This window comes from Stenotrophomonas sp. FSL W7-1447 (assembly GCF_037966425.1).
Taxonomy (GTDB): Bacteria; Pseudomonadota; Gammaproteobacteria; order Xanthomonadales; family Xanthomonadaceae; genus Stenotrophomonas; species Stenotrophomonas pavanii.
This window is the reverse complement of record NZ_CP150199.1, coordinates 2443265-2467650: the sequence shown is the minus strand read 5'-3', so window position 1 is coordinate 2467650 and position 24386 is coordinate 2443265. Positions and strand designations below refer to the sequence as shown.

At 62.5% G+C, this 24386-nt stretch carries 23 protein-coding genes; 12 read left to right on the top strand and 11 right to left on the bottom strand.

From position 1 onward, the window contains the following. Positions 1–71 precede the first annotated feature (71 nt). Both NSQ78_RS11630 and NSQ78_RS11625 read left to right on the top strand, forming a co-directional pair. The gene (locus tag NSQ78_RS11630; RefSeq protein ID WP_033836002.1) at positions 72–677 is read left to right on the top strand and encodes a hypothetical protein; all 606 of its coding nucleotides are present in this window, start codon (positions 72–74) and stop codon (positions 675–677) included. A 234-nt stretch (positions 678–911) separates the two neighbouring features. Then, positions 912–1940 (top strand): hypothetical protein, encoded by a 1029-nt coding sequence (locus tag NSQ78_RS11625; RefSeq protein ID WP_049402763.1) that lies wholly within the window; start codon positions 912–914, stop codon positions 1938–1940. Positions 1941–2529: 589 nt separating this feature from the next. Here the strand turns inward: NSQ78_RS11625 and NSQ78_RS11620 are convergent. Together NSQ78_RS11620 and NSQ78_RS11615 are read right to left on the bottom strand one after the other, a co-directional pair. Beyond that, positions 2530–3153 (bottom strand): TetR/AcrR family transcriptional regulator, encoded by a 624-nt coding sequence (locus NSQ78_RS11620; RefSeq protein ID WP_064238532.1) that lies wholly within the window; start codon positions 3151–3153, stop codon positions 2530–2532. Positions 3154–3158: 5 nt separating this feature from the next. After that, a complete protein-coding gene (locus tag NSQ78_RS11615) occupies positions 3159–3494 on the bottom strand; it encodes a hypothetical protein (RefSeq protein ID WP_043033500.1) in 336 nt (111 codons plus the stop codon). A gap of 26 nt (positions 3495–3520) precedes the next feature. Between NSQ78_RS11615 and NSQ78_RS11610 the strand changes: the two genes are divergently transcribed. Then, complete coding sequence (locus NSQ78_RS11610; protein WP_043033501.1) at positions 3521–3874, top strand: hypothetical protein; 354 nt, start codon at positions 3521–3523, stop codon at positions 3872–3874. Positions 3875–4089: 215 nt separating this feature from the next. On the opposite strand, the gene NSQ78_RS11605 is transcribed toward NSQ78_RS11610, so the two are convergent. From NSQ78_RS11605 to NSQ78_RS11585, 5 genes are all read right to left on the bottom strand, one after another. Further along, a complete protein-coding gene (locus NSQ78_RS11605; RefSeq protein WP_049402762.1) occupies positions 4090–5208 on the bottom strand; it encodes an NADH:flavin oxidoreductase/NADH oxidase in 1119 nt (372 codons plus the stop codon). A gap of 52 nt (positions 5209–5260) precedes the next feature. After that, positions 5261–5788, bottom strand: a complete 528-nt coding sequence (locus NSQ78_RS11600) for an SRPBCC domain-containing protein (RefSeq protein WP_223224789.1) — start codon at positions 5786–5788, stop codon at positions 5261–5263. A 177-nt stretch (positions 5789–5965) separates the two neighbouring features. Then, the gene (locus tag NSQ78_RS11595; protein WP_033836000.1) at positions 5966–6475 is read right to left on the bottom strand and encodes a lactoylglutathione lyase family protein; all 510 of its coding nucleotides are present in this window, start codon (positions 6473–6475) and stop codon (positions 5966–5968) included. 519 nt (positions 6476–6994) lie between these two features. Next, positions 6995–7285, bottom strand: coding sequence for a hypothetical protein (locus NSQ78_RS11590; protein ID WP_049402761.1), 291 nt, complete (start codon positions 7283–7285; stop codon positions 6995–6997). Positions 7286–7436: 151 nt separating this feature from the next. After that, entirely contained in the window at positions 7437–8240 is an 804-nt protein-coding gene (locus NSQ78_RS11585) for a helix-turn-helix transcriptional regulator (RefSeq protein ID WP_043033503.1), read from the bottom strand. 97 nt (positions 8241–8337) lie between these two features. Here NSQ78_RS11585 and NSQ78_RS11580 point away from each other — a divergent pair, with 97 nt between their 5' ends. Continuing rightward, positions 8338–9246: a DMT family transporter gene (locus NSQ78_RS11580; RefSeq protein WP_064238531.1), complete on the top strand. Its 909-nt coding sequence runs from the start codon at positions 8338–8340 to the stop codon at positions 9244–9246. Between the two features lie 968 nt (positions 9247–10214). Here the strand turns inward: NSQ78_RS11580 and NSQ78_RS11575 are convergent. After that, a complete protein-coding gene (locus tag NSQ78_RS11575; RefSeq protein WP_043033505.1) occupies positions 10215–10460 on the bottom strand; it encodes a helix-turn-helix transcriptional regulator in 246 nt (81 codons plus the stop codon). A gap of 94 nt (positions 10461–10554) precedes the next feature. Between NSQ78_RS11575 and NSQ78_RS11570 the strand changes: the two genes are divergently transcribed. Further along, positions 10555–10833, top strand: a complete 279-nt coding sequence (locus NSQ78_RS11570) for a hypothetical protein (RefSeq protein WP_033835997.1) — start codon at positions 10555–10557, stop codon at positions 10831–10833. A gap of 43 nt (positions 10834–10876) precedes the next feature. Here NSQ78_RS11570 and NSQ78_RS11565 read toward each other — a convergent pair whose 3' ends face one another. The 3 genes from NSQ78_RS11565 to NSQ78_RS11555 are packed head-to-tail and all read right to left on the bottom strand — an operon-like array spanning position 10877 to position 15576. Then, entirely contained in the window at positions 10877–13870 is a 2994-nt protein-coding gene (locus NSQ78_RS11565) for a Tn3 family transposase (RefSeq protein ID WP_043033507.1), read from the bottom strand. Positions 13871–13894: 24 nt separating this feature from the next. Continuing rightward, the gene (locus tag NSQ78_RS11560) at positions 13895–15166 is read right to left on the bottom strand and encodes a site-specific integrase (protein ID WP_005413373.1); all 1272 of its coding nucleotides are present in this window, start codon (positions 15164–15166) and stop codon (positions 13895–13897) included. Beyond that, complete coding sequence (locus tag NSQ78_RS11555; protein ID WP_012480230.1) at positions 15163–15576, bottom strand: helix-turn-helix domain-containing protein; 414 nt, start codon at positions 15574–15576, stop codon at positions 15163–15165. The genes NSQ78_RS11560 and NSQ78_RS11555 overlap by 4 nt, the downstream gene beginning before the upstream one ends. A 90-nt stretch (positions 15577–15666) precedes the next feature. Between NSQ78_RS11555 and NSQ78_RS11550 the strand changes: the two genes are divergently transcribed. The 7 genes from NSQ78_RS11550 to NSQ78_RS11520 are packed head-to-tail and all read left to right on the top strand — an operon-like array spanning position 15667 to position 24372. After that, positions 15667–17625 carry a cytochrome c/FTR1 family iron permease gene (locus tag NSQ78_RS11550; RefSeq protein WP_043033508.1) on the top strand — a complete coding sequence of 653 codons (1959 nt, stop codon included), beginning with the start codon at positions 15667–15669 and terminating at the stop codon, positions 17623–17625. A 24-nt stretch (positions 17626–17649) separates the two neighbouring features. Continuing rightward, on the top strand, positions 17650–18267 hold the full coding sequence (locus tag NSQ78_RS11545) for a cation transporter (RefSeq protein WP_005413376.1): 618 nt from the start codon (positions 17650–17652) through the stop codon (positions 18265–18267). After that, positions 18264–18620, top strand: a complete 357-nt coding sequence (locus tag NSQ78_RS11540; protein WP_075077247.1) for a hypothetical protein — start codon at positions 18264–18266, stop codon at positions 18618–18620. Before NSQ78_RS11545 ends, NSQ78_RS11540 begins: the two co-directional genes overlap by 4 nt. A gap of 55 nt (positions 18621–18675) precedes the next feature. Beyond that, positions 18676–19953, top strand: coding sequence for a TolC family protein (locus NSQ78_RS11535; RefSeq protein ID WP_043033510.1), 1278 nt, complete (start codon positions 18676–18678; stop codon positions 19951–19953). After that, positions 19950–20900, top strand: coding sequence for an efflux RND transporter periplasmic adaptor subunit (locus NSQ78_RS11530; RefSeq protein WP_021201906.1), 951 nt, complete (start codon positions 19950–19952; stop codon positions 20898–20900). Before NSQ78_RS11535 ends, NSQ78_RS11530 begins: the two co-directional genes overlap by 4 nt. Positions 20901–20908: 8 nt before the next feature. Then, entirely contained in the window at positions 20909–24100 is a 3192-nt protein-coding gene (locus tag NSQ78_RS11525; protein ID WP_049402758.1) for a CusA/CzcA family heavy metal efflux RND transporter, read from the top strand. Next, positions 24097–24372: a hypothetical protein gene (locus NSQ78_RS11520; protein ID WP_019184735.1), complete on the top strand. Its 276-nt coding sequence runs from the start codon at positions 24097–24099 to the stop codon at positions 24370–24372. The genes NSQ78_RS11525 and NSQ78_RS11520 overlap by 4 nt, the downstream gene beginning before the upstream one ends. Positions 24373–24386 lie beyond the last annotated feature (14 nt).

The following is a 24386-nucleotide window of genomic DNA, read 5'->3' as shown; positions in this document are numbered from 1 at the left end:
CCGCGCCCGAGAGCACGGCGCGACAGGCCCCGTACGAACGGTAGAAACCAGCACGCCGGAGGAGGAACGCCATGAAGCAGGGAAGAACTGACAGAGATTGGGCGGTGGTCGCTGTGATGACCTTTGCCGCAGGAGCCGTCTTGACTTGGGCACTCATGAGCAAGCCGAGTCCCAAATCCGCCACGTTAGCGCTTGACTGGCCGGCGTGGGTGCAAGCGATCGGCAGCATCGCAGCCATCATCGCCGCGGGACTGATCCCCCTTTGGCACGCCAGAGTCAGGAGACGGGAGGTCACACAGTCCCTCATAGAGCTGATTTCCTATGCGCGATTTCCAGCGACACTGATGCTGGCGCAGTTCGAGGGAGGATTCGGCGGCCCCCGGCTGATCTTGGCGCATCTGACCCAGCTTCATAAGGCTTTCGATTCAGTCAACTATGTTGACGTGCCGAACCGATCCTTGGCGATTGCGCTGCAGCAATCAGCAACGGCTGTGAGTGCACTTAAGGAGATCCAGGAACTCTTTCTGAGAAAAGAAGAGATGAAAAAGGGGCGGGGGAGCGAGATCGTTAAAAAGTACCTGCTCATGCTCGATAGAGCCGTCGAAGAAGCAATCAAGGCAACCGGTCAGCGGCCTCGAGACTTCAACTACGACACAATCGTGCTGCCTAATGAATAGCCCATGCAAATGCTGTTCGTTACAACTACGCGGTAATAGTCACAAACCTCTCTCTAGTAATCCACTGCCGAGGGCTATCCGGCAAATCGTGCGGAGTCGGAGGGAGTAGCTGGCGTCTGAACGGGGGAACTCGCCTGGCGATGTAGCAGGGGCCTGGTGCACTGGACTGTAACAGAGCAGTTTCACTGTCACCGCGCCTTGTTACGGTAAAGAACCTCCGTTACATTCGCTGCTATGAACGACCTCGACGCCGCAGCCCGCTATCTTCAGGGTCTACTACCCGACATGGTCGGTGAGCTCGAGCCCTGGCCCAGCTCCAAGACGCGCGGCTTACCCCACTTCCTCGCCACCCTATTCGGCCTGGCCGAGCTTGACCTGCTCGGCCACAGGGTGCTGCTGGCCACCGTCCCGGCGCAGACGGAACCGTTGCCACCTTTACGGCTGATCGCGCAGGTGCATCGATTGGCGGAAAAGGCCGGCTTGAGGGTCATTCTCGTGCTCTCCGGCGTTTCGCCCTACATTCGCTCCAAGCTCATCGAGTCTCGGGTGGATTTCGTTGTGCCTGGTAGCCAACTGTTCGCTCCGAGCTTCCTGATGAGCTTACGCGAGCGCGATTCGTCTCCAAGGGTGCTCACATCCGCTGGGGAGCGGTTGAGCCATCCGGCACAAGCGGTTCTGATCGCGGCCCTGTTGCGGCCCGACTTGGAGGAGCGCGGCATCCCTGGCAGCGTCCCGTGGGTGCCGCTCGACCTGGCGCGCGAGGCAGGCTACTCACGCATGACTGCCTCGCGGGTCGCCCGTGAACTGGTGGCGGCTAACCTCGTCAGCGCCCAGCGCGAGGGGCGGGAGACGAAGCTACGGTTCTTGAAAGCGCGCCGCTCCTTGTGGGCGGTCGCGCTGCCGCGGCTGCGCTCGCCGGTGCTGCGCACCACTTGCATCGGCAAAAGTGGCTTGGACATGCTGCTGGCCGATCATTGTCGTGCTGCGGGAGAAACCGGCCTGTCCGTTCTCACCGAACTGGCGGCGCCATCGCGTCCGATCGCTGCGATCGGACGAGACTGCTTCCGTCGGCATCCGGAGCCGGAATGGTTTCCCGTGGCCGGCGAGGGCTATGCAGACGTGCAGCATTGGGCGTACTCCACCCGCCTGGGTGGCGCGGGCACCGTCGTGGACCCGTTGTCGCTGTACCTGTCCTTGCAGGGACAGGGCGACCCGAGGCTGAACGGCGCGCTGCGGGACCTGCTCGATGAGGTCTTCGTCTGATCGCAGGCGCGCGGGAGCTCGGCGAGTGGTGCCTGAACTCCGGTACCAGTCCGCGGTCATCGGGGCCGTTGCGCTGGCCGTCGTAACGCAGGAAGCGAAGCGGCAAGTGGGGCCACGAAGGATCTGGAACGTGGTGCTGAGCGTGGAGGCGCTGACGCTTGCGTTCGGCCAGCGGTTCTCGGGGGGATATCGAGGCAGCGGCTACGAGGTGCGCCAGCCCTCGGACCGACACTCAACGTTCTATCGCTTCCGGCGGCCTGCGCCCAGAAACTGCAGGAGTGGCCGACGGGTCGTTTCGACCTGATCGTCTGCAGCGGGATGGACGACTAACCCGGGCCGGATGCCCTGCTCGAACTGCGTGACGGTGCGCATGGGGCGACGAAGGACGGTAGCCTGCTGGTGGCTTGCCAATGGCTGCCCATCCTTCAAGTAGCAATGCCTTGGGCGCATGCGCTGGCTAGGATTGTGCCGCGCTGAATCTGCTTCTGGCCGGCAGACGATCACCCTCGAAGTCGCAGGGCTAGGACAACTGATCTCAATCATGGAGGGATAGATGTGGCCTAACCCTTAACAACTCCGTGAGGGCGGCTTACATCGCATCCACAGTGATGCCATGAAGGATCATTGAAGCATGCTGGGACGCAAGTTTGTCCAGCGCAGGTGCATGCGGACTCGAGGTCCCGAACAGCTCGTGGAACAGCACACCCATTACGATCGGAGCCATGATTGAAAAGGCCATGAGATTTGAGTCGCCGGCGCGGACGGTCCCCTTGGCCTGCGCCCGCTCGACAGCGCTTGCCACCAGCCGGATCATGCGAGATGCAACTTCGTCATGCCAGATCCTCGCAAGCTCAGGAAACATTCGGCTCTCCGATAGCACCATTCGCAATGCTGCAGACAAGCGGGCATCGCCACCTGATGAGACCGCTCGCTGGAGGAGCGTCGGGATTAGCTCCTCAATCGACCCGTCGAAGGTCGCCTGTGCCGTCTCAAGGCCTTCCAGATTTGTGGAGATCAACTGGCGCGCTGCGGCTCGAAACAGCTCTTCCTTGGTTTCAAAGTAGAGGTAGATCGTGCCCTTCGCGACTCGTGCGCGCTTCGCGATATCAGAGAGCTTTGCGGCAGCAAAGCCGTTCTCAAGGAAAACATCTACCGCAGCGTCTACAATCTCGAGCGGCCGCGCCTCCTTGCGACGACCCCACTTAGGTTGCATCTCGCTCACGTGCTCAATCTCTTGCCCATGCGGGAATCCCAATAGCGCTGCAGCTCGTCTAGGGACTGCGTTGGCTGTGCCAATCCCACCCAAGTGTCAGGCCGCAGAACGTAGACAGCGTCCTGCTGACGTCCAGCGCGGCCATGTTCTTCGTGCCAGGTAAACTCGCGAAGAGCCATGCCGCGGCTGTCGCACCAGCCCTTTAGTTCAGTACTGGCTCGTCCATAGACATGGACCTGCCAGCCGATTTGCTCTGAGATCGCGTAGTTGTCCTCACCACGCGTCTTCACCCAGGGCAGGCGATCGCCGCCTTCAATCTTTCCAGCCTTGCCCTGGCTCAAGGGGCTATGCGATCTACAGCATCATCATGATCAACGTTGTCTTCCACGTGATCCCGCTGATTCTCGGGGTCGGCTACGGCGCGGGAACGCTAACTGCGATCATCATCTTCATCCCCCTCTGCGCTTGGATGATCTACACATCCTTTGGCGCGGGTCGTATGAGCTATCGAGCACTAGCCCTTTTGGTTGGTGCGGGAGTGTTGTTCCATGCCCTACTCACTATTCCGATGATTCTCCTGCTGCAAGGTGCAATCTCAGAGACGTCCGTAGTCATGATTCAGGTAGCCAACCCCTTTGTGCTGATGGTCATCTTGTCGGCGGCGGAGCGCTCGCGCTTGAGCATGCCGGCAAGGCAGCGTCGGCCAAGTGCCTCTCGCTAGCTCGAGTCTTCTTCGGCGCCTAGTCAGACCTCCCATCCCGTCTCGCTCACGCAGCCGCTTCGGTGACCCCTGGCGGACAAGGCGGAGCAACTTTAATGGTGCCTGTCCCCGCCTGTGTTGAGGCGGGGTAGCAGCTTGCAATGGCGTTAGGGATTCTCGATGGGAGCCAGATCATTTGCCCCTATTGCTCGATGGAGGAGGGGGCTGGCTCGCTCCTATTGAGCCGACGCCTTGCCCGGGCCTTTGTATCTGCTCAGCCAATAGCTGTAAGGCGTGGGTAGCACGCTGGCTGGGAGCTCCTGGCCAAGCGCAATGGCCATTTGGTACGGATAGTGCGGATTGGATAGGTGGGCCCGCCCGATCATCACTAGGTCAACCTGACAGTCCGCTACAACGCGCTCGGCAGTCTGTGGATCATCGATGCACCAACCTGTGGCCACCGGAAGCCCAGTTTCATTAGCAAATCGCTCAGCAAGGGGTGCCAGGAACGCCTGTGTACCCCATGGGACGCGGCCACCAAGAGCACTGAAGCCAATGCTCACGTTGAGCAGATCAAGCCCCAACTCTCGCATTTCTTTGCCAATCTCAATGGAGTCGACCAGTGCTTGGCCATCGCGCGAGTTGTACTCCACAACTCCAAAGCGCGCGGTCAGCGGCAGATGCTCGGGCCAAACCTTACGGACGGCCGCCAATGTCTCCAGCAGGAAGCGTGCTCTGTTCTCCGCACTGCCACCGTAGCGATCCTCCCGCTTGTTGCTGTCGGGGCTGAAGAAGCTCTGCGCCAGATAGCCATGAGCGAAGTGAAGCTCCAGCCATTCAAATCCTGCAGCAAGCGCACGCTTGGCTGCAGCGACGAAATCCGCTTGAACGCGATGAATGTCCTCAACCGTCATCTCGTTGGGAACTCTATCGAGCGAGCCGCCAAAGGCGATCGGCGAGGGACCAAGGATCGCCCATCCTGCGGGATCATCGGCTGCGATGTGGTCATCGCCTTGCCATGGCCGATTTGCACTAGCCTTGCGCCCTGCGTGGCCGATCTGGATGCCAGCTACGGCACCGCCTTGCTTGATGGCAGAAGCGATGGCTGCCATTCCTGGAATTTGCTCATCACCCCACAGGCCAGCACATCCCGGGGTGATGCGTCCTTCCGGAGACACGGCGGTAGCCTCGACAATCACGAGCCCAGCGCCTCCGCGCGCAAGCGCGGCATAGTGGCTGAGATGCCAATCGTTGATACGGCCGTCCTCCGCACTGTACTGGCACATGGGCGGCACCGCGATACGATTCTTAAGAGTGACACCTTTGAGCTCGAATGGGCTAAACAGGGCAGACATAAACGGGGCTTTGGGGAGAGCAAGAGGAGCAAGCACGGGGATTTACTCCGGCTTAGGACGTTGACTTGGCGGCTCGAGCTGCTTCCACCAGGCCGTCCAGCCAATCCTGGTGACCATTGATCATTGGATTCGGCTTGGCCAGACGCAGGGCTTCTGCAGGCTGTCCCTTCTGCGTCTCCTGCGTGAGGATCCGCACTCGGCCACCATCAAGGTCTTCGACAATCCACGCATGATGAACGTCAAGTCGATCGGCAGACCCGGGCTCACCGGCCCAGCCATGCCAAGCGATCCGGCCCGGACCCTCGGAGGTAGGAGCCTCATGCTCGACGCATTGAGCCTCCACGGGGAAGCCAAAGGTTTCAAAGTAGAATCGATCCCCGTTTCGCAACAGAGGGCCGGCGCCATCGTGGAAGCGCACATTGGCTGAATTTCCGTAGTAGGTCGGCCACAGACGTGGCTCTTCAAGCAACGGCCAAACATCAGCTGCGGCAAGGCCGAGGACGATCAGCTCATTCGAGACAAAGTTTTCGGTGTAACCAGGAAGGTAGCCTTCCGGCCAACGAATGCCGTTCATTTTCATCATATGCTCCTTAGGGCTAGCGGCGCGGCTCGCCGATGAATCGTTAAAATTACGTTCGCCAGCTTCTAACTTGCAGACCTCTGACTTCTACAGCCGAGACACTTGCTCCGTACCGTCGTGTCTCAGTTTGGCGAGGACTGCCTGGCAGTCGAAAGCTGGCTGAGGGTGTGCGTGGAGCTAGACGTACGCGCCAGCTGAATACGTAAGCTCGTAGCTGTGGCTGTAGATCTCCAGGATGTTGCCCAGCGGATCCTCCATGTAAACCATCCGATAGGGCTTCTCCCCTGGGAAGTACTCTCGAACCGGCATTCGCTGCTTTCCACCAGCTGCCACAATCCGAGCGGCCAGGCCTTCAACGTCCGGATCCTGAATACAGAAGTGGAAGACGCCCGACTTCCAGTACTCGAAGTTGTTCGCGGGACGCTCGGCGTTATTGAACTGGAAGATTTCGACTCCAACCCGGTCACCAGTGGATAGATGTGCAATGCGGAAGCTGCCCCATCCAGGCCCAAACACATCCGTGCACATCACGCCAATTGCGCTTTCGTCTTCAGCAATCCTGGTCGGCGGCATGACGAGGTACCAGCCCAAGACTTCTGTATAGAAGGAAACCGCGGCATCGAGATCGGTAACAGACAGGCCGATGTGGGAGAAGGCGCGAGGGTAGGGAGGGGGTAGGGCAGGCACGGCACACCACTGAAGAGAGGGGTAGCCGCAAGATTAGACCCTGCAACTCAACCATGATCTGATCCATTTTTATCAGATTGATAAAATATTCTTATGCTGAATGAGCATTGGCTCCGATCCTTTCGGGCTATCGCAGAGGTCGGGAGCTTTACCAGGGCCGCAGGCCAGCTGCAGCTCACCCAGGCTGCGGTCAGTCAGCATGTACGTCATCTTGAGCAACAGCTGGGTGCCCTGTTTCTGCGCAGACCACGATTTATTGAGCTGACGCCGGCGGGAATGGCTCTATTGCAGTACTGCCAAGAGATGGATTCGGCCGATCGCCGGCTTCAAGCCAAGCTCGCGAGCGCGGACAGCGATCAGGGGGAGTTTGCGCTGATAACCCCCGGGAGTGTTGGCCTTGCTCTTTACCCGGTGTTGCTGGACTTCCAGCGCACCCATCCCGGCTTGATCATTCGTCATCGCTTCTCGCCGGACCCAGAAATCCTATCGGCGGTACTGGAGAAGAAGTACGAGGTGGGTCTACTTGCACTTCGGCCGGATGACCCTCGGCTGCGGGCTGAGCCCTTCACCGAGGAGGCGCTTGAGCTGGTAGTTCCGAGAGGTGCCTGCGCGGACAGCTGGGCGGATCTTCAAAAGTTGGGTTTCGTTGATCATCCAGATGGCCAGGCTATGGCCACCCGCCTTCTCGCCCGCAAGTTCCCAGGAAATCCAGGCGTACGCGCGCTTCCTATACACGGCTTCACCAATCAGGTTGCGCTCATCCTTGAGCCGGTATCGCTCGGGCTGGGATTCACTGTCATTCCGCGACACGCCCGTGAATCCTTCGCTCGGCAAGACGCAATTGAGGTGGTTGACTGTGGATCTCCGGTGGTTGACACCCTCTGGATGATCCATCGATCCGAATGGCCACTGTCTGGGCCAGCTAAATGGTTGACCCAACAGCTTCGAGGCCTGCCTCGATTCAGCGGGAGGAGGGCTCCACCTCTCGCTGGAGCGGACTGAGGCCCCTTCTATACTGGTCTGGGGTCCGGCCAGAGTGTCGCTTGAACATCTCACTGAAAGACGTTGAGTTTGCATAGCCCAGATCGTCTGCAATCTGCGTAATTGATCGGTCTGAACCCAAGGCATCAATTGCCCTCAGAAAACGAAGCCGACTGCGCCACTCTCCGAACCCCATCCCTAGCTCGCGCTTTGCCAAGCGCTCAAGTGATCGAACACTAATGTGGTGGCGCTCTGCGACCTCAAGTGCCGACGGAGAGTCCTGAAGGGAGGTCTCGGCATAGCTCAGAATCCGCTTTAGCACGTCACCGCTGGCCAGCGGCAGGAAGCTCGACATCACCGGCGCGGCCAGAATCAGGTCAAGGGCGACCGCGGAGAGTCGCCGGTCTTCTGGCTTAACGGCCTCGCCGATGTCACGACGGGCCAGTTCGTCCAAGATCTCCCTAAGCAACGAGCTAACCGCTAACGCAGTCGGAATGCTGGGCATCTGCGCCGACGCGCCGACCGAAAGGTATGCGGATCGATAAGCAACCGCACCACGGTTTCGGGATGAGTGGTGAACACCAGGCGGAATCCATATCGCATAGTGGGTAGGGGACACCATCCAGTCCTCGCCTACCTGTAACTCCATGACACCCTGCGCAACATAGTTGAACTGCCCCCACGGATGCACACGAGCATCCCAGTCGGAGGGAGGCAAAGTCCCTTGCCGAACGTAGATGTCTCCAGGGATGGAGCTGAACGAGGGGACGGGGTCCATTGCCATGTCGCATTCAAGATGAAGATTGGCGCAAATTATGGATGTAACGAAATTCCGCCAAGTCTACGCTACTGGCTGTTGATATCCAGTATCTGAGGATGCCATGTACTACCTGCTCCCCCTCCTGGCCTGCCTTCTCTGGGGCGCCAACACCATCGTTACAAAGCTCGCTGCAGGGACCGTCGGCCCGGTCGATATTAGCTTCTGGCGATGGCTTGCTGCGGCCATCATCTTGCTCCCATTCGCCCTGCCGCGCCTGAAGTCGAACCTAGCGGTCCTGAAAGCCAATTGGGCACGCTTCCTCGTGCTCGGTGCTTTGGGCGGTGTCATGTTCCAATGCCTGGCGTACTACGCCGCACATTTCACTTCTGCGACCAACATGGGCGTTATCCAGGCACTCATCCCGTTGATCGCTCTTGCCTTGTCGCGCATCTTCATGGGTCACGCAGTCCGCGGTGGCGCAGTGATTGGTTCGATCATCTCCTTGGTTGGGGTGATAGCGGTAGTGTCCCATGGTGACTTTGAAGCCTTGGTTTCCCATGGAATCAACAAAGGTGACGCCCTGATGCTGCTGGGCGCTTTGGCTTTTGCCACCTACAATTTGCTGATGCACAAGTGGCGCATTCCCGTAACGCTGATCGAATCCCTGTTTCTTCAAGCCATGTCTGCAACGATCCTGCTGCTACCTCTTTTCCTTGTCGCAGGCACTGGCGTCCAGGGTGGCGCAGCCAGCGGCTGCATTGCATTCGCAGCAATCGGCGCTTCGATCATGGCACCGTTGGCATGGATGACCGGCCTGCATCGGCTGGGCTCTGCTCGCGTGGCCGGGTTCTTCAATCTCGTCCCGATCGTCACTGCATTGCTTGCGGTGGTGGTCCTCAAAGAGTCTCTGAGCACCTGGGTCGTGGGTGGCGGTTTGATGGCAGTATTTGGTGTGGTACTGGCGGAGTACGCAGCTCGCAAGAAGCCTGACGAGGTCATGGTCGTGGATGACACCTCGACCAAGCGCTGAAAGACAATTGCATAGCTGCAGTTCAAATGAAAACGGGCCGCTTGAGGCCCGTTCTCCTTGTTCGGGGAACGCTTCTTCGGCTAGCCAGGTTCAAAGGGCCCTCTCCTCAAGGTGAAGTTGCATCTAGACAGCGCTCTTCAGCTGAGTTGGGCACATGCCGGTTAGTCGGCGAAACATTGCAATAAAAGGGGAGGGGCCGCTATAGCCCAGCCGCTTGGCAACATCACCAACTTTGCAGTCGCTCTGGAGGAGAGGGAGGGACGCAGCAAGCTTCAGCCTCTGGCGCCACTCACAACATCCCAGGCCAGTAGCGGCAACCCAGCGTCTTGCAGGAGTCCGAGAGGATACGCCAGCAACTTCTGCCCATTGAACTAGTGACTGGCCACTTCCTGGATCGGCTTGTAGCGCATCGATGATGGGGGCTAACAAGCGCGAAAACGCCAAGAATGCGCGGCCAAAGCTTCTGTTCCGGTAACTCAGCGAATGACCGGGGATCACCCCAAAGCGGAAAGGCTAACAGTAGGAACCGGGGATGCTTCGCGGCCCAGCTGCGCATCTTGCGCTGCCGCCGCCAAGCGATAGCCTTTGCGTCTCGAAGCTTGTGTAGGGCGCAATCCTCCACGTCAGACAGTCGCGCCGAAAGGGTATAGGCCCCGCGACAAGCCCATCGGAGGCATTTAGGGGTTCGCTTTAGCGACCTGTGGAGCTGCTGTGGAGTGGGCCGGAGAAATGTCTTCACATCAACAACTGTAAAGACGTCGCTTCACCCGGATCTACACGAGGGTTCAGACCCCACGGTTCCACAAAACAGCCTAAAGTTTCGACCCGGCACGCCGAGGCCGATCTACGTCACGGATTTCCGGCAGGGCGTGCCCCTTCCATCCGGTTGGCCGTCTGTCACTGGCGTGTGCGCCTGGTCCCGACCGGCCGGCAAGAAGCGCGAACCTACCGCTACACCCTAAGGGGCTTTAGTCTTTGATTCGCTTCTCAAAGTTTGTGATCAACTTGCCCAGCGAAAGGCCTGTCAGGCGGGCGATATCTCTCAGCTCCACCACATCAACCCTTCTCTTGCCTGTTTCGACGTCGCTGATGAATGACTGGCTGCGGCCCAGCATGCTGGACACCTGGGCCTGGGTCAGACCGGCAGCTAGCCGCGCCTCGCGAACAGCCTCAATGAGGGCAGCGTACTCTTTTCGATGGATGGACTTCGACACGACCGCGCCTTGGCTGAGCGGCCTAGAAAGCTATATCCAGTTCTCCGATATCTAAAAACCAGATATTCTGTCTTCTTCATTGACAGGGGGACGCATGAGCGAACAGCCATACCGCTTCATCACCGCGGCCAGAAGCAGAGCAACACTGATCCTGGCAGCATCAGCACTGCTAGCTGCCTGCAGCGGTCCGACAGACAAGAAGATGGTTACGAATGGAACCCAGCAGCAATACCGGCAGTCAATTGACGCTATCGACGCGGAACTCAATGCCCACGAAAGAGCGGCCTTCAACTGGGCAGTCGCTGGGATGAACCTTGAAGAGGGTCGGCAGGGAATCATTACGTACAGGGCCAAAAGCTGCCTAAGCGACTGAATTTCAAAGTTGATTGCTCGTCTCTCGATCAGGTTCTCCCCATCTATGGGGTCTGTTCAAGCACCTTGGCTGTGTAGCTCAGCGGCGCCACTTCCCTTTCAAGATCCAGGTGGTAGTCGCCGAAGCGATTGATGTGGCTGGTCCGATAAGGCGACAGGCCGGCCAGGATCTCGGGCGTCAGTTCAATCCCCTCCTTCCTCATCTCGGCCAAGGTCCGGCTCATGCCTTCCACGTTGTGGAGGATGATCATGTTGGCCACCAGCTGGCTGTACTTGATGATCTTGCGCTGCTCGTGTTGGACGTTCTCAGCAATGATCCCCTGGCTGCCAAAGAACACCCATTTCACGAAGCCGTTGTATTCCTCGCTCTTGTTGGTGGCAGCATGGATCGTTTTGCGGATCTCATTGTCATCAATGTAGCGCAGCAAGAACAGCGTTCGAACGGCCTTGCCAAGTTCCCGGAAGGCGAAGTACAGCTTGTTCTTCCGGCTGTAGGTGCCCAGCCGGCGCAGGATCGAGGACGCGGTGATCTTGCCCAATCGGATTGAGATCACCACCCGCAGCATGTCGTGGAGATGGGTGGCGATCAGTTGCCAGTCGATGCTGTCCCCGAACAGTGCCTGGATGTTCTTATAAGCCCTACCCGGTTCGGGCCGAAAGAATGTCAGGTCCTTGATGTTCCGGATCCGGGGCATCAGCTGGATGCCCAGCATGTGGGCCAGGCCGAAGACCGGATAGCTTTGGGCCTGCGTGTCGCCATGGACGATCTCAGGCTGGATGTCGGAAGTGTTGGCCAACAGACCGTCGAGGATGTAGATGCCCTCGTGCACGCCACAGGGAATGAAGTGGCTGAACGGCGCTACGTATTTGTCGGACACGTGGCAGTAGCCGATGCCACCGTAGCCGCCGTAGCGGATGTGATACTCCGACAGCAGGTTGTCCTCGTAGACGCTCCACTTCGTGCCATCAGCTGATGCGCTCTTGCCGCTGCCCCAATAGCCAGGCAGGTCGAATCTGTTGTAGGTATTGATGACCTCCACGATGGCCTTCTCAAGCACATCCTCGGTCACGTATTTCAGGTTGAGCCAAGCGACTTGGCGCCGGCTGAAGCCCTTGATCGACCGCGCCGTCTGCGTCGGCCCCAGGTTGCAGCCATAGCAGAATAGCGTGGTGATCACACGTCGGGGCAGATCTTCGACCTGGCTCTCGGTGCCGGCGATCGGGCGGAAGAAACGGTGCAGATCCAGCCATTGGCTGGCATCGATCAGGACATCGACGATGCTGGATTCTGGAAGCCGTTCGGCGATGAGGCGATCCACCGTGGTAATCGCGCTGGAGACTTCGGCGCGTTGCCCCTTCCGCAGCACCAGGCGCCCATCCAGGATGTCCGCATGTACGTTCTCCGGGAAACGCGCGTCGACCTCATCGGCCAGGGAGGTCAGTTGTGCACGTAATCCCGCCACGAAAGACTCGGCGTCGGTGGGCAGGCCTGACACCTGGCCGTAGGCTTCCAGTTCCTGGGCCAAGGTGGCTTCATCGACCAGCTGCTCACGGTAGTCATCAAACCGTTCGCTGCTGGGAATGAAGAGATCTCCGGACTTCAGTTCGTCCTTGACCTGCACCAGCACGGCCAGCTCGAAGTACTTACGGTGCATCCAGCCGGCGCCGGCTGCACTGGCCCGCTTGCCGAACACGTGCTGACACCAGAGCTTGGACATCCAGTCAAAGTCCTTTTCCGGGTCCAAACCGAGGGAGGCGACCTCGATCAGCTCACGGCGCTGGTTGCGCAGCGAGAGCACCGCTGCGATCAGCGGCTCCATGCCGGCGTCGTGGCTGGTCGCCCGAAGTTTCATCAGCTCCAGCCCATTGAACAGCAGCGGCCTGACCGCGCCATAGGGCTGCAGCATGAAAGGCAGGTAGTTCTTCCCGGCGTAGGCCATATGTTCTTCGCATTCGGCCAGCAAGGTCGACACTTCCGCTTCCAGGCTGTTGTCGATGGCATCCACGCGCTGACTATCGCTGCCGTCTAGCTGATAGGCCTGCAGGATTTCCTTGAGCTGGCCGATGAGGAAGTCGGCCCGTTTGGCATGTTCGAGCTGGTAGGCCAGCAATTTCTGCTGGGCCGTGTTCTCCAGCCCGCGCACCTGCTTGATGAACAACTCGGCTGCATCATCCAGTGTCTTGGCATGCTGGGCGCGAATGAAGATGGTGGCCAGCGCATAGCGCTTGTCCGGAGCCAGTTCGGCCAGCTCGCTGGCGTCATAGGCCCGAGCCATTGCACGGAACTGCTTGAGCTTGGGCACCGGCACATCGATGGGAGGCAGCTGGTCGGCCAACTGCTGCAGCATGCGGATGTGCTGCAGGTAGAACCGAACTTCCTTGTTGGTGGGCCGGCCGGGCTCGCGCTTGAGTGATTGCCAGCCGGTGAACCTGGACCCTTCCGGTGCGCGCAGCAGTTCGTCGATGAGCGTGCGCGTGGCAGGCGTCAGCGCGTGGCTGATGCTGCGGTAGTAGCCCAGATTGACCCGCTCACGGGCGCCGATGGCGGCCAGCTCCAGAGTGCGGAAACCGGGCAGTTCGTAGCGATGGTGCACCAGCTCTTCGAGCAGGACGTTCACGATGTCCGGGATGGTGTGCTTGGTCTGGGCTGCTCCGGTGGCCACTGTGTCCAGCCAAGCCAAGCCCGATTTATCCAGGGGACGTACCCCGATGAATTGCCGAAGCTGCGGCATATGCCGGCGCTGGCTGCCGGAAGCGTCGTAGCGTTCGAGCTGGTCGGTGTCCAATACGCGCCCGAGTCGGGCGGCCTTGGCGATGTGCTTCCGGATCCGCTCGGGTACGTCGGCCAACAGCGTGAAGTAGCCCAAGCGTTGGAAGAGCTTGAGATGAATCAGTACCGCCAGCTGCGGACCCGGCTGGGTGGTCAGCTGCTTGGCGAATGCAATCTCAGCGGCGGTCGGGGTATAGATCTCCTCCAGTTCCTTGGCGGTGGGATCAGGCTTCAGTCGCGGGTAGGCGGTCTCGTGAAGGGTAGCCATTGGATCCGGAGGGTGTGAGGGGGATCAGTCCCAGTGCCGGCCGTCGTCTGTACTGAGCGACGCTTCCAGGAAGCACTGGTGCGTATCGGCCATGCGGTGCATGTCATCGAGCAACGTGGCCAGGATTTCATCCAGATCCCTTTCGGGATCGGTGGGAGCAGTCAACTGGTACTCGCTGCTGGCGGTGTTCAGGCGCACAGCCTGGAACGGGGCCAAGCAGATCTCTTCAATTCGGCCTCGGGCCTTGGCCGCGCCGCGGCCCGTGCGGGCAAACGGGGTCAGCACCATGCGCAGGCGCAGCTGCAGGGCCGATTTGCCCTCCGGCGCCGGCAGTGCCATCGCCGGTACCGGCACGGTTGGACTGGGCAGGCTTGCTTCAATGCGGTCCCGGGCAAACGGGTCACGCCCGTCCAGGTAACGCATGGCCGACTGCACATCGCGCCAGCCCACGTACTCCATCAAGGCCTTCATGTCCCAGCCTTGGTCGTTGGCCCAGCTGGCAAAGCCGCGGCGCAACGAATGGCTGCTGTGGAGCCCCGCATCGGCAAAGCCTGCACTGGTCAGCAACTCGCGCAGCAGGCGCACCAAGCTGTTGGGATGCAGGCCTTCGGCGCTCACCTGGCCCCATTGGTTGACTGCCCGAAACACCGGCCCTTCTTGCAGGTCGGCCGCCTGCAGCCACGCCTGGGTCGCCTCCACCGGACATAACCGCGACAGCGCCGGCACCTTGTAGGTGACGCCGGCTGCTTGGCGATCACCCTTGCTGCGTGGCAAGAAGCAGGTCATCCCCTGTCCCGGCACCAGCGTGAGATGGGCCACGTCCAGACGCAGCAGTTCATCGCCACGGAATCCCCGCCAGAACCCGAGCAGCACCAGCGCTCGGTCTCGTTGATGGCGCAGCGCCGCCGGCCCATCGCCCCGGGCATGTGCCGCAGCGATCGCCGCGGCCAGCCAGTCATCGAGCTCGACCAGCCGCCGAATCTGGAGCGGCGCGGCTTGCTTGACCTGGCCCGGGTGCAGGGTCTGGATGCCTTTGAGCACCTTGCGCACAAGCGGCGATCGGGTCGGGTCGACAAAGCCGTGGTCGCGGTGCCAAGAGGCGATGGCCGCCAGACGTTGGCGGAGGGTGCTGGTCGCCAAGGTCTGCGCATAAGCGGCCAGGTACCGGGCCACGCTGTCAGGTGTCGCTGGGAGGTGGCCTTGCCATTCAACCTCGAAGTGCCGCAGCGCCGACGCATAGCTGCGCACCGTGTTCTGGCGCGTGGCCGCATCGAGGTAGCGGTCCAGTTCGGTCACTGGCGCGTGGCCTCCACCGAGGTCGTCTGGCGCAGCGTCGACAGGATGGTGCATTCCGCCCGCTGCCCGCCATGGCAACTGGCAATCACCCGTTCCAGCTCGCTGGCCATGCGCTGCAGGTCGGCCATGCGGGCGCGCACGTCGGCCAGATGGCTGCGGGCCAACCGGTCCACGTCCCCGCACGAAAGCTCCTCATCGCCGGCCAGCTGCAGCAGGCTGCGGACCTCCTCCAGGCTGAAGCCCAGGTCCCGGCCACGCGCAATGAAGCGCAGCCGCTCGATGTCGGCCGGGCCATAGACCCGGTAGCCGTTGCCCGTGCGCCCCGGGCGCGGCAGCAACCCGATCCGCTCGTAATAGCGAATCGTCTCCAAGTGGCATCCGCTGGCGTCGGCAGCCTCACTGATTTTCATTCGTAGTACGCTTGACTCCGTAGTAGCTACGGACTTTACGCTGAACCCGTATCCGCCGCCACTCCGGCCGCGGCGCTGCATGTGACGACCATGCCACTGCCCATCGCCTTGATTCGCTACTGCCTGATTGCCTTGCTGATCGGCTGGGTTCTGCCCGCTTCTGCTCAGGCGGAGCCTGCCGCAGCAGACCTGCGCCAAACCTGGCAGATGCTCGATTACATCGCGGTCGACTACCCCGGCGCGGTCCAGGCCGGTCGCGTAATTGCCCCCAACGAATACGCCGAAATGAGCGAGTTTGCCGGCGCCGTGCGCAGTCAGCTGGCAGCATTGCCCAGTGGCCAGAACCAGCAGGAGCTGACGGCCCAGGCCGACCGCCTGGTCCAGGCGGTGGCAGAGAAGGCCGACCCGGCGCAAGTGGCAACGTTGGCGCGCGGGCTCGGCACGACGCTGTTGGCCCGCTACCCGATCGGCGCTGTTCCGGCGAGCGCGCCGAAGACCTCCCAGGCCGCGTCCATCTACAGCCAGCAGTGCGCGGCCTGTCACGGCCCCACAGGTCACGGTGATGGCCCCGCCGCGCAAGCGTTAAGTCCGCCGCCGATCGCGTTCACCGATGCCACTCGCGCCGCGCAGCGAACGCCGCTGTCGTTGTACGAGGTCATTTCCCAGGGTGTGCCGGGTACCGGCATGGTCAGCTTCTCTGGGCTGTCAGAAAGTGATCGCTGGGCGTTGGCATTCTATGTGGGCAGCTTGGGGTACTCCTCGCAAGCCAAGGCTCAAGGTGAGGCGTTATGGCGCACCAGTGCCGAGGCCCATACGCACATTCCCTCGCTCGAAGCGCTGACACGCACGCGAGAGGCCGATCTTGCCACCACGATGCCCGCCGATCAGGCAAACGCGATCATCGCCTACCTGCGTTCGCAGCCACAGGTAGTAAACGAAGCGGTACCAGGAGCCGATCGCTTTGCGGTGGCGCGGCAGCGACTGGCCGCCAGCCAGCGCGCTTACGCTGATGAGGACCTGGCTCAAGCCAAAAAGCTTGCGCTCTCGTCCTATCTGGATGGTGTAGAGCCGCTTGAACCCACGCTGGCCACGCGCAATCCGTCATTGCTGCGAGAGATCGAGACGGCCATGGCAGGCTACCGCGCGCAGCTGGATCAGCATGCGCCCGCGGCTGACGTTGCCGGGCAGGCAGCGCAAATTGCCCAGCTGTTTGATCGCGCGGACGTGGCGCTGCAGGACACCCGAATAGGCGCCAGCACCGCGTTTCTAGGCAGCTTTACCATCTTGGTACGCGAAGGACTGGAAGCGCTGCTGATCGTGATTGGTATCGTGGCGTTCTTGCGTAAAGCCGAGCGGTCTGATGTGTTGCCGTATGTGCATGCGGGTTGGATCTGCGCGTTGTTGGCAGGCGCAGCTACCTGGGCGGTGGCCACTTACTTTGTTGATATCAGCGGTGCGAACCGGGAAGTCACTGAGGGCGTCTCGGCCTTGTTCGCTGCCGCTGTCCTGCTCAGCGTAGGCATCTGGATGCACCAAAAGAGCCTTGCAGGGCGGTGGCAGGAGTACCTGCACGCCAAGCTGACGACTGCGCTGACACGGCGCTCGGCTGTTTTCCTGTTCATGCTGGCCTTTGTCGCGGTGTACCGCGAGGTGTTTGAGACGATCTTGTTCTACATCGCGATGTGGAGCGATCAGGCGTCCACCGCCATCCTCGCAGGCCTGGCGGCGGGAATCGCGGTGTTGGCTGCGGTGGCGTACTGGATGCTGCGCATGAGCAGGCGGCTGCCGATTGGCCGGTTCTTTTCGATCAGCTCGATTCTCATCGCGGTGATGGCGGTCATCCTGATCGGTAAAGGCGTGGCCGCGTTGCAGGAAGCGGGCTGGATCTCTCAAACACCGCTCGCGTTGCCGCGCATCGAGTGGATCGGCCTGTATCCCACCTGGCAGTCGCTGCTGGCGCAGGTATTGGTAGGCACCGCCGCCATCGTGGGGTTCCTCGCCAATGCCCGTTCCGGTGTGCGTAGACAGCCAGGCGCAAACAAGCAATGAAACAACACAGCAGAGGACCAAGACATGAGTGATTGCGGGTGCCACCACGAAGCCAAGAACAAGGAGGAGCGACGCATCCTCTGGATCGCCTTGGTCCTGAATGCAGCGATGGCCGTGATCGGCGGCATTGCCGGCTGGATTGCCCATTCCACCGGGCTGCTGGCTGACGCGCTGGACATGCTGTCTGACGCCACCGCCTATGCCATTGGCCTGGTCGCTATCGGGCGCACGGCGCGCTTCAAGGCCAACGCCGCGTGGGTCAGTGGCAGCGTGCTGCTGGTGCTGGGCGTAGGCGTGCTGGTCGAAGTCGGCCGCCGGGTGATGTACGGCGCCGAGCCGGTCAGCGGTTGGATGATCGGTACCGCTCTGGTCTCGCTGGCCGTGAACCTGAAGGTGCTCCGTATGCTCGCCCCCTTGAAGTCTGGCGAAGTGCATCTGCGAGCGACCTGGCTGTTTACCCGCGCCGATGTGGTGGCCAACGTTGGGGTGATTCTGGCCGGCCTGTTGGTGTGGTGGCTGGCCAGCCCCTACCCGGATTTCGTGATCGGCGCCCTGATCGGCCTGTATGTGATCAAGGAGGCTTTCGAGATCTTGGGTGATGCTCGCCGGGCGCGTGCCGACGCGCGCAAAACGCCTGCATGACAGCGCTTGGCCGGCTGAGCTGTGGCCTGCGCTGGCTGCTGCTGGCGCACTTGGCCGTGGGCCTTGTGACGCAGCCGGTGCTGGCAGTGGTTGGCGAGCTCCATGTTCAAACCCATCTGGCCGCGGCCGACCATGACCCGGCAGTGGCATCACCAGCTTCCGAGCGTGGCGTAGACGCCGCGCTGCACCGGCTACAGCAGCTGGTGCTGTGCTGTAGCCAGGCCGCGCCGGCTCCAGAAATAGTGTTGGCCATTGCTCATATCGGCCGGCATTGGCCGTCGGCGACAGCCCATGCGGACAGATATCGGCATGAGCACCTGCTCGCGCCGTTCCGGCCGCCGACCGCAGGGTGATGCGCGCCGGCGTGCGCCGGATCCCTGTTGGCTATCGAAAATTCTGGAGTACTTCATGCATGTGCGATTGGCGGCCCTGGCCGCGTGGCTACTGTTGAGCGCGGCGGCAACGCCGGCGACAGCAGAAGAGCTGATGACCTTGGACGACGCGTTTGCACGCGTGGCCCAAACCCACCCCGAGCTGCGCCTGGTCGATGCGCGAGCCACGGTGCTCGCTGCCGAGCGCGACCAGGCCGTGCAGCGGCCACCGTGGACGTTGGGGGCGGAGGTTGAAAATGCGCTGGGCACGGGCGCGGCCCGTGGCCTGGACAGCGCGGAGTTGACCTTGAGCCTGAGCTCGGTCCTGGAGCGCGGCGGCAAGCTCGACGCCCGCCGCACCTTGGCCCAAAGCCGGATTGATGCACTGGCCGTGCAGCGCGAGACCAGGCGGCTGGACCTGCTCGCCGAGACGGCGCAGCGCTATTTGGCCGTTGTCGGTGCCGACCGGCAACGCAGCCTGACGAACATGGATGTCGGCCAGCGCCAGCGGACCGTCGCCGCTGCCCGGCAGCGCCTGCAGGCTGGCGCGTCTCCCGAATCGGTGATGCTCACCGCACAAGCAGCACTGGCGAGAGCAGAGTTGACCCGTGATCGGGCCGAGCAGCAGCGCATTGCCGCCCGGCAGCACCTTGCTGCCCTCTGGGGCGAACGTGCTCCGAGCTTCGAGGTGGCCGCGGCGGATCCCATGACCCTGCCGGCGATCGCGTCCATGCAGTCGCTGGCCGAGGAATTGGAGCGCACTCCCGAGTTGGCGCAGTTTGCCGATGCCCGCCGGATCGCGCAGGCACGACTGCAGCTGGCGCGTTCGGCGGCCTCGCCGGACTTGTCGTGGCAGCTGGGCGTGCGCCGCCTGCAGGAGACTGACGACACCGCGCTGGTGGCCAGCCTGTCCATGCCACTGGGCAGCCGCAGCCGCGCGCAGCCGGAGATCCGCGCCGGCGAAGCCGAGCTGGAGGTTCTGACGATCGAGCGCGAGGCCAAGGGCCTGTCGCTGTATTCCACGCTGGTCGAAGCCCATGGTCGCTACACCGTGGCGCAGGCCGAGGTGGCACGGCTGCAAGGCGAGGTGCTGCCGAAGTTGGCCCGGGCTGAGAAGGCCGCCGAGCGCGCCTATCGCGCCGGCGCGATCAGCTACCTGGAATGGGCACAGCTGCAGTCCGAACGCACGGCCATGGCCCAGCAGCAGCTGGACGTGGCGCTCGATGCGCAGCGCGCCCTGATCGAAATTCAACGCCTGACCGGCCAAGCGCTTGTCGCGCCGCCGGCGGCTGCTTCCACCGGAGAGACCCCATGAATCGCTTTTCTTGGACCGCACTGGGCATGGCCCTGATGATGCTGGCCGCCTGCAACGCGTCGGCCCCCAACGAAGCGTCCGAAGGCGGCGCCGCCGCTGAGGGCGAAGAGCACGGCGAGCACGAGGAAGCGCCGCTGGAAACCAAGATTGCCGCCAAAGCTGCGCAGGCAGCGGGTATCCAGGTCGCACCGGCAGGCCCCGGTGAGATTGCTGACGAGCATGAGGTGCAAGGGCTGTTGACCCCGATTGACGGTCGCATCGCGCAGGTCACGGCACGCTTCCCCGGACCGGTCCGCTCCGTGCGTGCGGGCGTGGGTGATCAGGTACGGGCCGGCCAGGCACTGGCCACGGTAGAGAGCAACCTGAGCCTGACCACCTATACCGTCACCGCGCCGATCAGTGGCGTGGTCATGGCGCGCACGGCCGCCGTAGGCATGGCCGCCGCTGAGGGCGCGCCGCTGTTTGAGGTCGCCGACCTGTCCACGCTGTGGGTGGACCTGCACATCTTCGGCGCCGACGCCCAGCACATCGGTGCTGGCGTGCCGGTGACGGTTACCCGCTTGAGCGATGGCGTCACCGCACAGACCACCTTGGAGCGCGTCCTGCCCGGCACCGCCACCGCCAGCCAAAGCACCATTGCGCGCGGCACGGTGGCCAACACCGATGGCCTGTGGCGGCCGGGGTCGGCGGTCAAGGCGCGGGTCACCGTGGATCGCCAATCGGCAGCGTTGGTGGTGCCGATCACGGCGCTGCAGACCGCAGAAGACCAGGACGTGGTCTACGTGCAGCAGGGCGAAACCTACCACACCCGGCCGGTGAAGCTGGGGCGCCGCGACGCCGAACGCGCCGAAGTGCTGGAAGGCCTCAAGGCCGGTGAACAGGTGGTGGTGGCCCAAAGCTTCCTGATCAAGGCCGACATCGAAAAGTCCACCGTGGAAGAAGAATGAGGCCCGCCATGCTCGAACGCCTCATTGGGCTGTCTATCCGCCATCGCTGGCTGACGCTAGTGCTCACCGCTGCGCTGGTTGCGCTGGGCGTGTGGAGCTACCGTCACCTTTCCATTGACGCCACACCCGACATCACCAACGTCCAGGTCCAGATCAACACCCAGGCCCCGGGTTACTCGCCGCTGGAGGCCGAACAACGGGTCACCTTTGCCATCGAAACGGCCATGGCCGGTCTGCCCAAGCTGGACTACAGCCGCTCGCTGTCGCGCTACGGGCTTTCGCAGGTCACCGTCGTCTTCAAGGACGGCACCGACCTGTACTTTGCCCGCCAGCAGGTCGCCGAGCGCCTGCAGCAGATCGCCTCCCAGCTTCCCGAAGGGTTGGACCCGGAAATGGGGCCGATCTCCACCGGGTTGGGCGAGATCTTCATGTACACCGTGGAGGCCGAGCCCAACGCTCGCAAGCCCGACGGCACCCCGTACACGGCCACGGACCTGCGCACCCTGCAGGACTGGGTGATCCGGCCGCAGCTGCGCACCACGCCCGGCGTCACCGAGGTCAACACCATCGGCGGCTTCGAGCGGCAGATCCACATCACTCCCGATCCAGCTCAGTTGGTGGCGCTGGGCTTCACGTTGAACGACGTGGTCGCCGCGGTCATGCGCAACAACCAGAACATCGGCGCCGGCTACATCGAGCGCAACGGACAGCAGTTCCTGGTGCGCGTGCCGGGCCAGCTAGCCAATCTGGAGGCAATCGGCAACATCGTGCTGGACCGGCGCGATGGCGTGCCCATTCGGGTGCGCGACGTCGCTAGCGTGGGCGAAGGCAAGGAGCTGCGCACGGGCGCGGCCACCCAGAATGGCCACGAGGTCGTGGTCGGTACCGCCTTCATGTTGTTCGGCGCCAACAGCCGGGAAGTCTCCCAGGCGGCCGCGGCCAAGCTGGATGCCGCCAACGCCAGCCTGCCTGCCGGCGTCCATGCCAAGGCCGTCTATGACCGCACCGCGCTGGTGGATCGCACCATCGGCACGGTGTCCAAGAACCTGATCGAGGGCGCGCTGCTGGTGGTGGTGGTGCTGTTCCTGCTGCTGGGCAATGTGCGCGCCTCGTTGATCACCGCGGCGGTGATCCCGTTGGCGATGCTGTTCACCATCATCGGCATGGTGCGTGGCGGCGTGTCGGGCAACCTGATGAGCCTGGGCGCGCTGGACTTCGGCCTGATCGTGGACGGGGCGGTGATCATCATCGAGAACTGTCTGCGCCGGTTCGGCGAGGCGCAGCACGCGCTAGGCCGCCAGCTCAACGATGAAGAGCGCTATGACCTGACCGCCTCGGCCACCGCCGAGGTGATCCGTCCCAGCCTGTTTGGCCTGGGCATCATCGCCGCGGTCTACCTGCCGATCTTCTCGCTGTCCGGGGTAGAAGGAAAAATGTTCCACCCGATGGCGATCACGGTGGTGCTGGCCCTGACCGGCGCCATGGTGTTGTCGCTGACCTTCGTGCCGGCGGCGATCGCCAGCTTCCTGCGCGGCCGTGTGGCTGAGCACGACAACCGCCTGATGCGCTGGTCGCGTGCCCGTTATACGCCGCTGCTGGATTGGGCCCTGCGTCGGCGCGTGGTGGTGCTGGCCGGCGCGGCCGTGCTGGTGGTGGGCTGTGGCGTGCTGGCCACCCGCTTGGGTTCGGAGTTCGTGCCGAGCCTGGATGAGGGCGACATCACCTTGCAGCCCATGCGTATTCCCGGCACCAGCTTGGAGCAGTCGGTGGCCATGCAGGAAACGCTGGAGAAGCGCCTGGCCCAGTTCCCGGAGGTGGCCAACATCTTCTCAAAGATCGGCACCGCCGAGGTGGCCACCGATCCTATGCCGCCGTCGATGGCCGACACCTTCCTGATGCTCAAGCCCCGCGACCAGTGGCCCGACCCGCGCAAGCCCAAGGCCGAGCTGGTGGAAGAGCTGGAGGCGGCGGCCAAGGAAATCCCGGGCAGCAACTACGAGTTCACCCAGCCCATCCAGATGCGCACCAACGAGTTGATCTCCGGCGTCCGTTCGGACGTGGCGGTCAAGGTCTACGGCGACAACCTTGACCAGTTGACGCGCCTGGCCAGCCGGGTCGAGCGGGTCATGCGTAGCGTCCCCGGCGCCGAAGACGTCAAGGCCGAGCAGGTCTCCGGCCTGCCGCTGCTGACCATCACGCCAGATCCGGCGGCATTGGCACGGTATGGCCTGAACCCGGGCGATGTGCAGGAAACGGTGGCCACCGCCATTGGGGGCAGTGTTGCCGGCCAGTTGATCGAGGGCGACCGCCGCTTCGACCTGGTCGTGCGCCTGCCCGAAGCGCAGCGCCAAGACCCCGCTGTGCTGGCAGATCTGCCCATTCCGCTGCCGGCAAGCACCAGTGTCGATGAGTCCAGCCGTCTGGCCGCCGGCGCCAATGGGGGGCCTCGCACGGTGCCGCTGCGGGAAGTGGCGAAGATCCAGGTAGAGCGCGGGCCCAATCAGATCAACCGCGAGAACGGCAAGCGCCGCGTGGTGATCACCGCCAACGTGCGCGAGCGCGATCTGGGCGGGTTCGTCGGCGAGTTGCGCACACGCATCGGCCAGGATGTCGCGCTTCCAGAGGGCTACTGGATCGATTACGGCGGCACCTTCGAGCAGCTGATCTCGGCCACCCAACGCCTGGGCGTGGTCGTTCCGGTGACACTGGCGTTGATCTTCGCTCTGCTATTCATGGCCTTCGGCTCGGCCAAGGATGCGGCCATTGTGTTCAGTGGCGTGCCGCTGGCGCTGACCGGCGGTGTGCTGGCACTGGCTCTGCGCGGGATTCCGTTGTCGATCTCTGCCGGCGTGGGCTTCATCGCGCTGTCGGGCGTGGCCGTACTCAACGGGCTGGTCATGATCGCCTTCATCCGCCGTCTGCGCGAACAGGGCGATCCGCTAGACGACGCTGTGCGCGACGGCGCCCTTGGACGCCTGCGACCGGTGTTGATGACCGCCCTGGTAGCCTCGCTGGGCTTCCTACCCATGGCCTTGAATGTCGGTGCTGGCTCGGAAGTGCAGCGGCCGCTGGCCACTGTCGTCATCGGCGGCATCGTCTCATCCACCGCATTGACCTTGTTGGTGCTGCCGGTGCTCTATCGTTGGCTGCATCGCGACCGAGCTCCCCGCGCCGGTAGCACTGCTTTGGAGTCCCCATGAACGAGCTCAACCTGGAACAGGTCCGTGCGGCGATGTTTACCGACCCGGGCGTGAAAGCGGTGGACGACCTGCGCCTGGTCGCCGGTGAGCATGGCCGTGCGATCGCGGCCACCATCACGGTCGCGGCGCCCTCGGTCGACCTGGACCTGGTGCATGCTGTGATTGCCCAGGTCCTGGCCGATCAATTCGGCATCGATCAGATCATGCTGTGTTTCAACGACCCGGGCCCGGTACCGCCGCCGCCCACCGCGGCGCCGTTAAAGAAGATGTGATCGCAGCCCCTGGC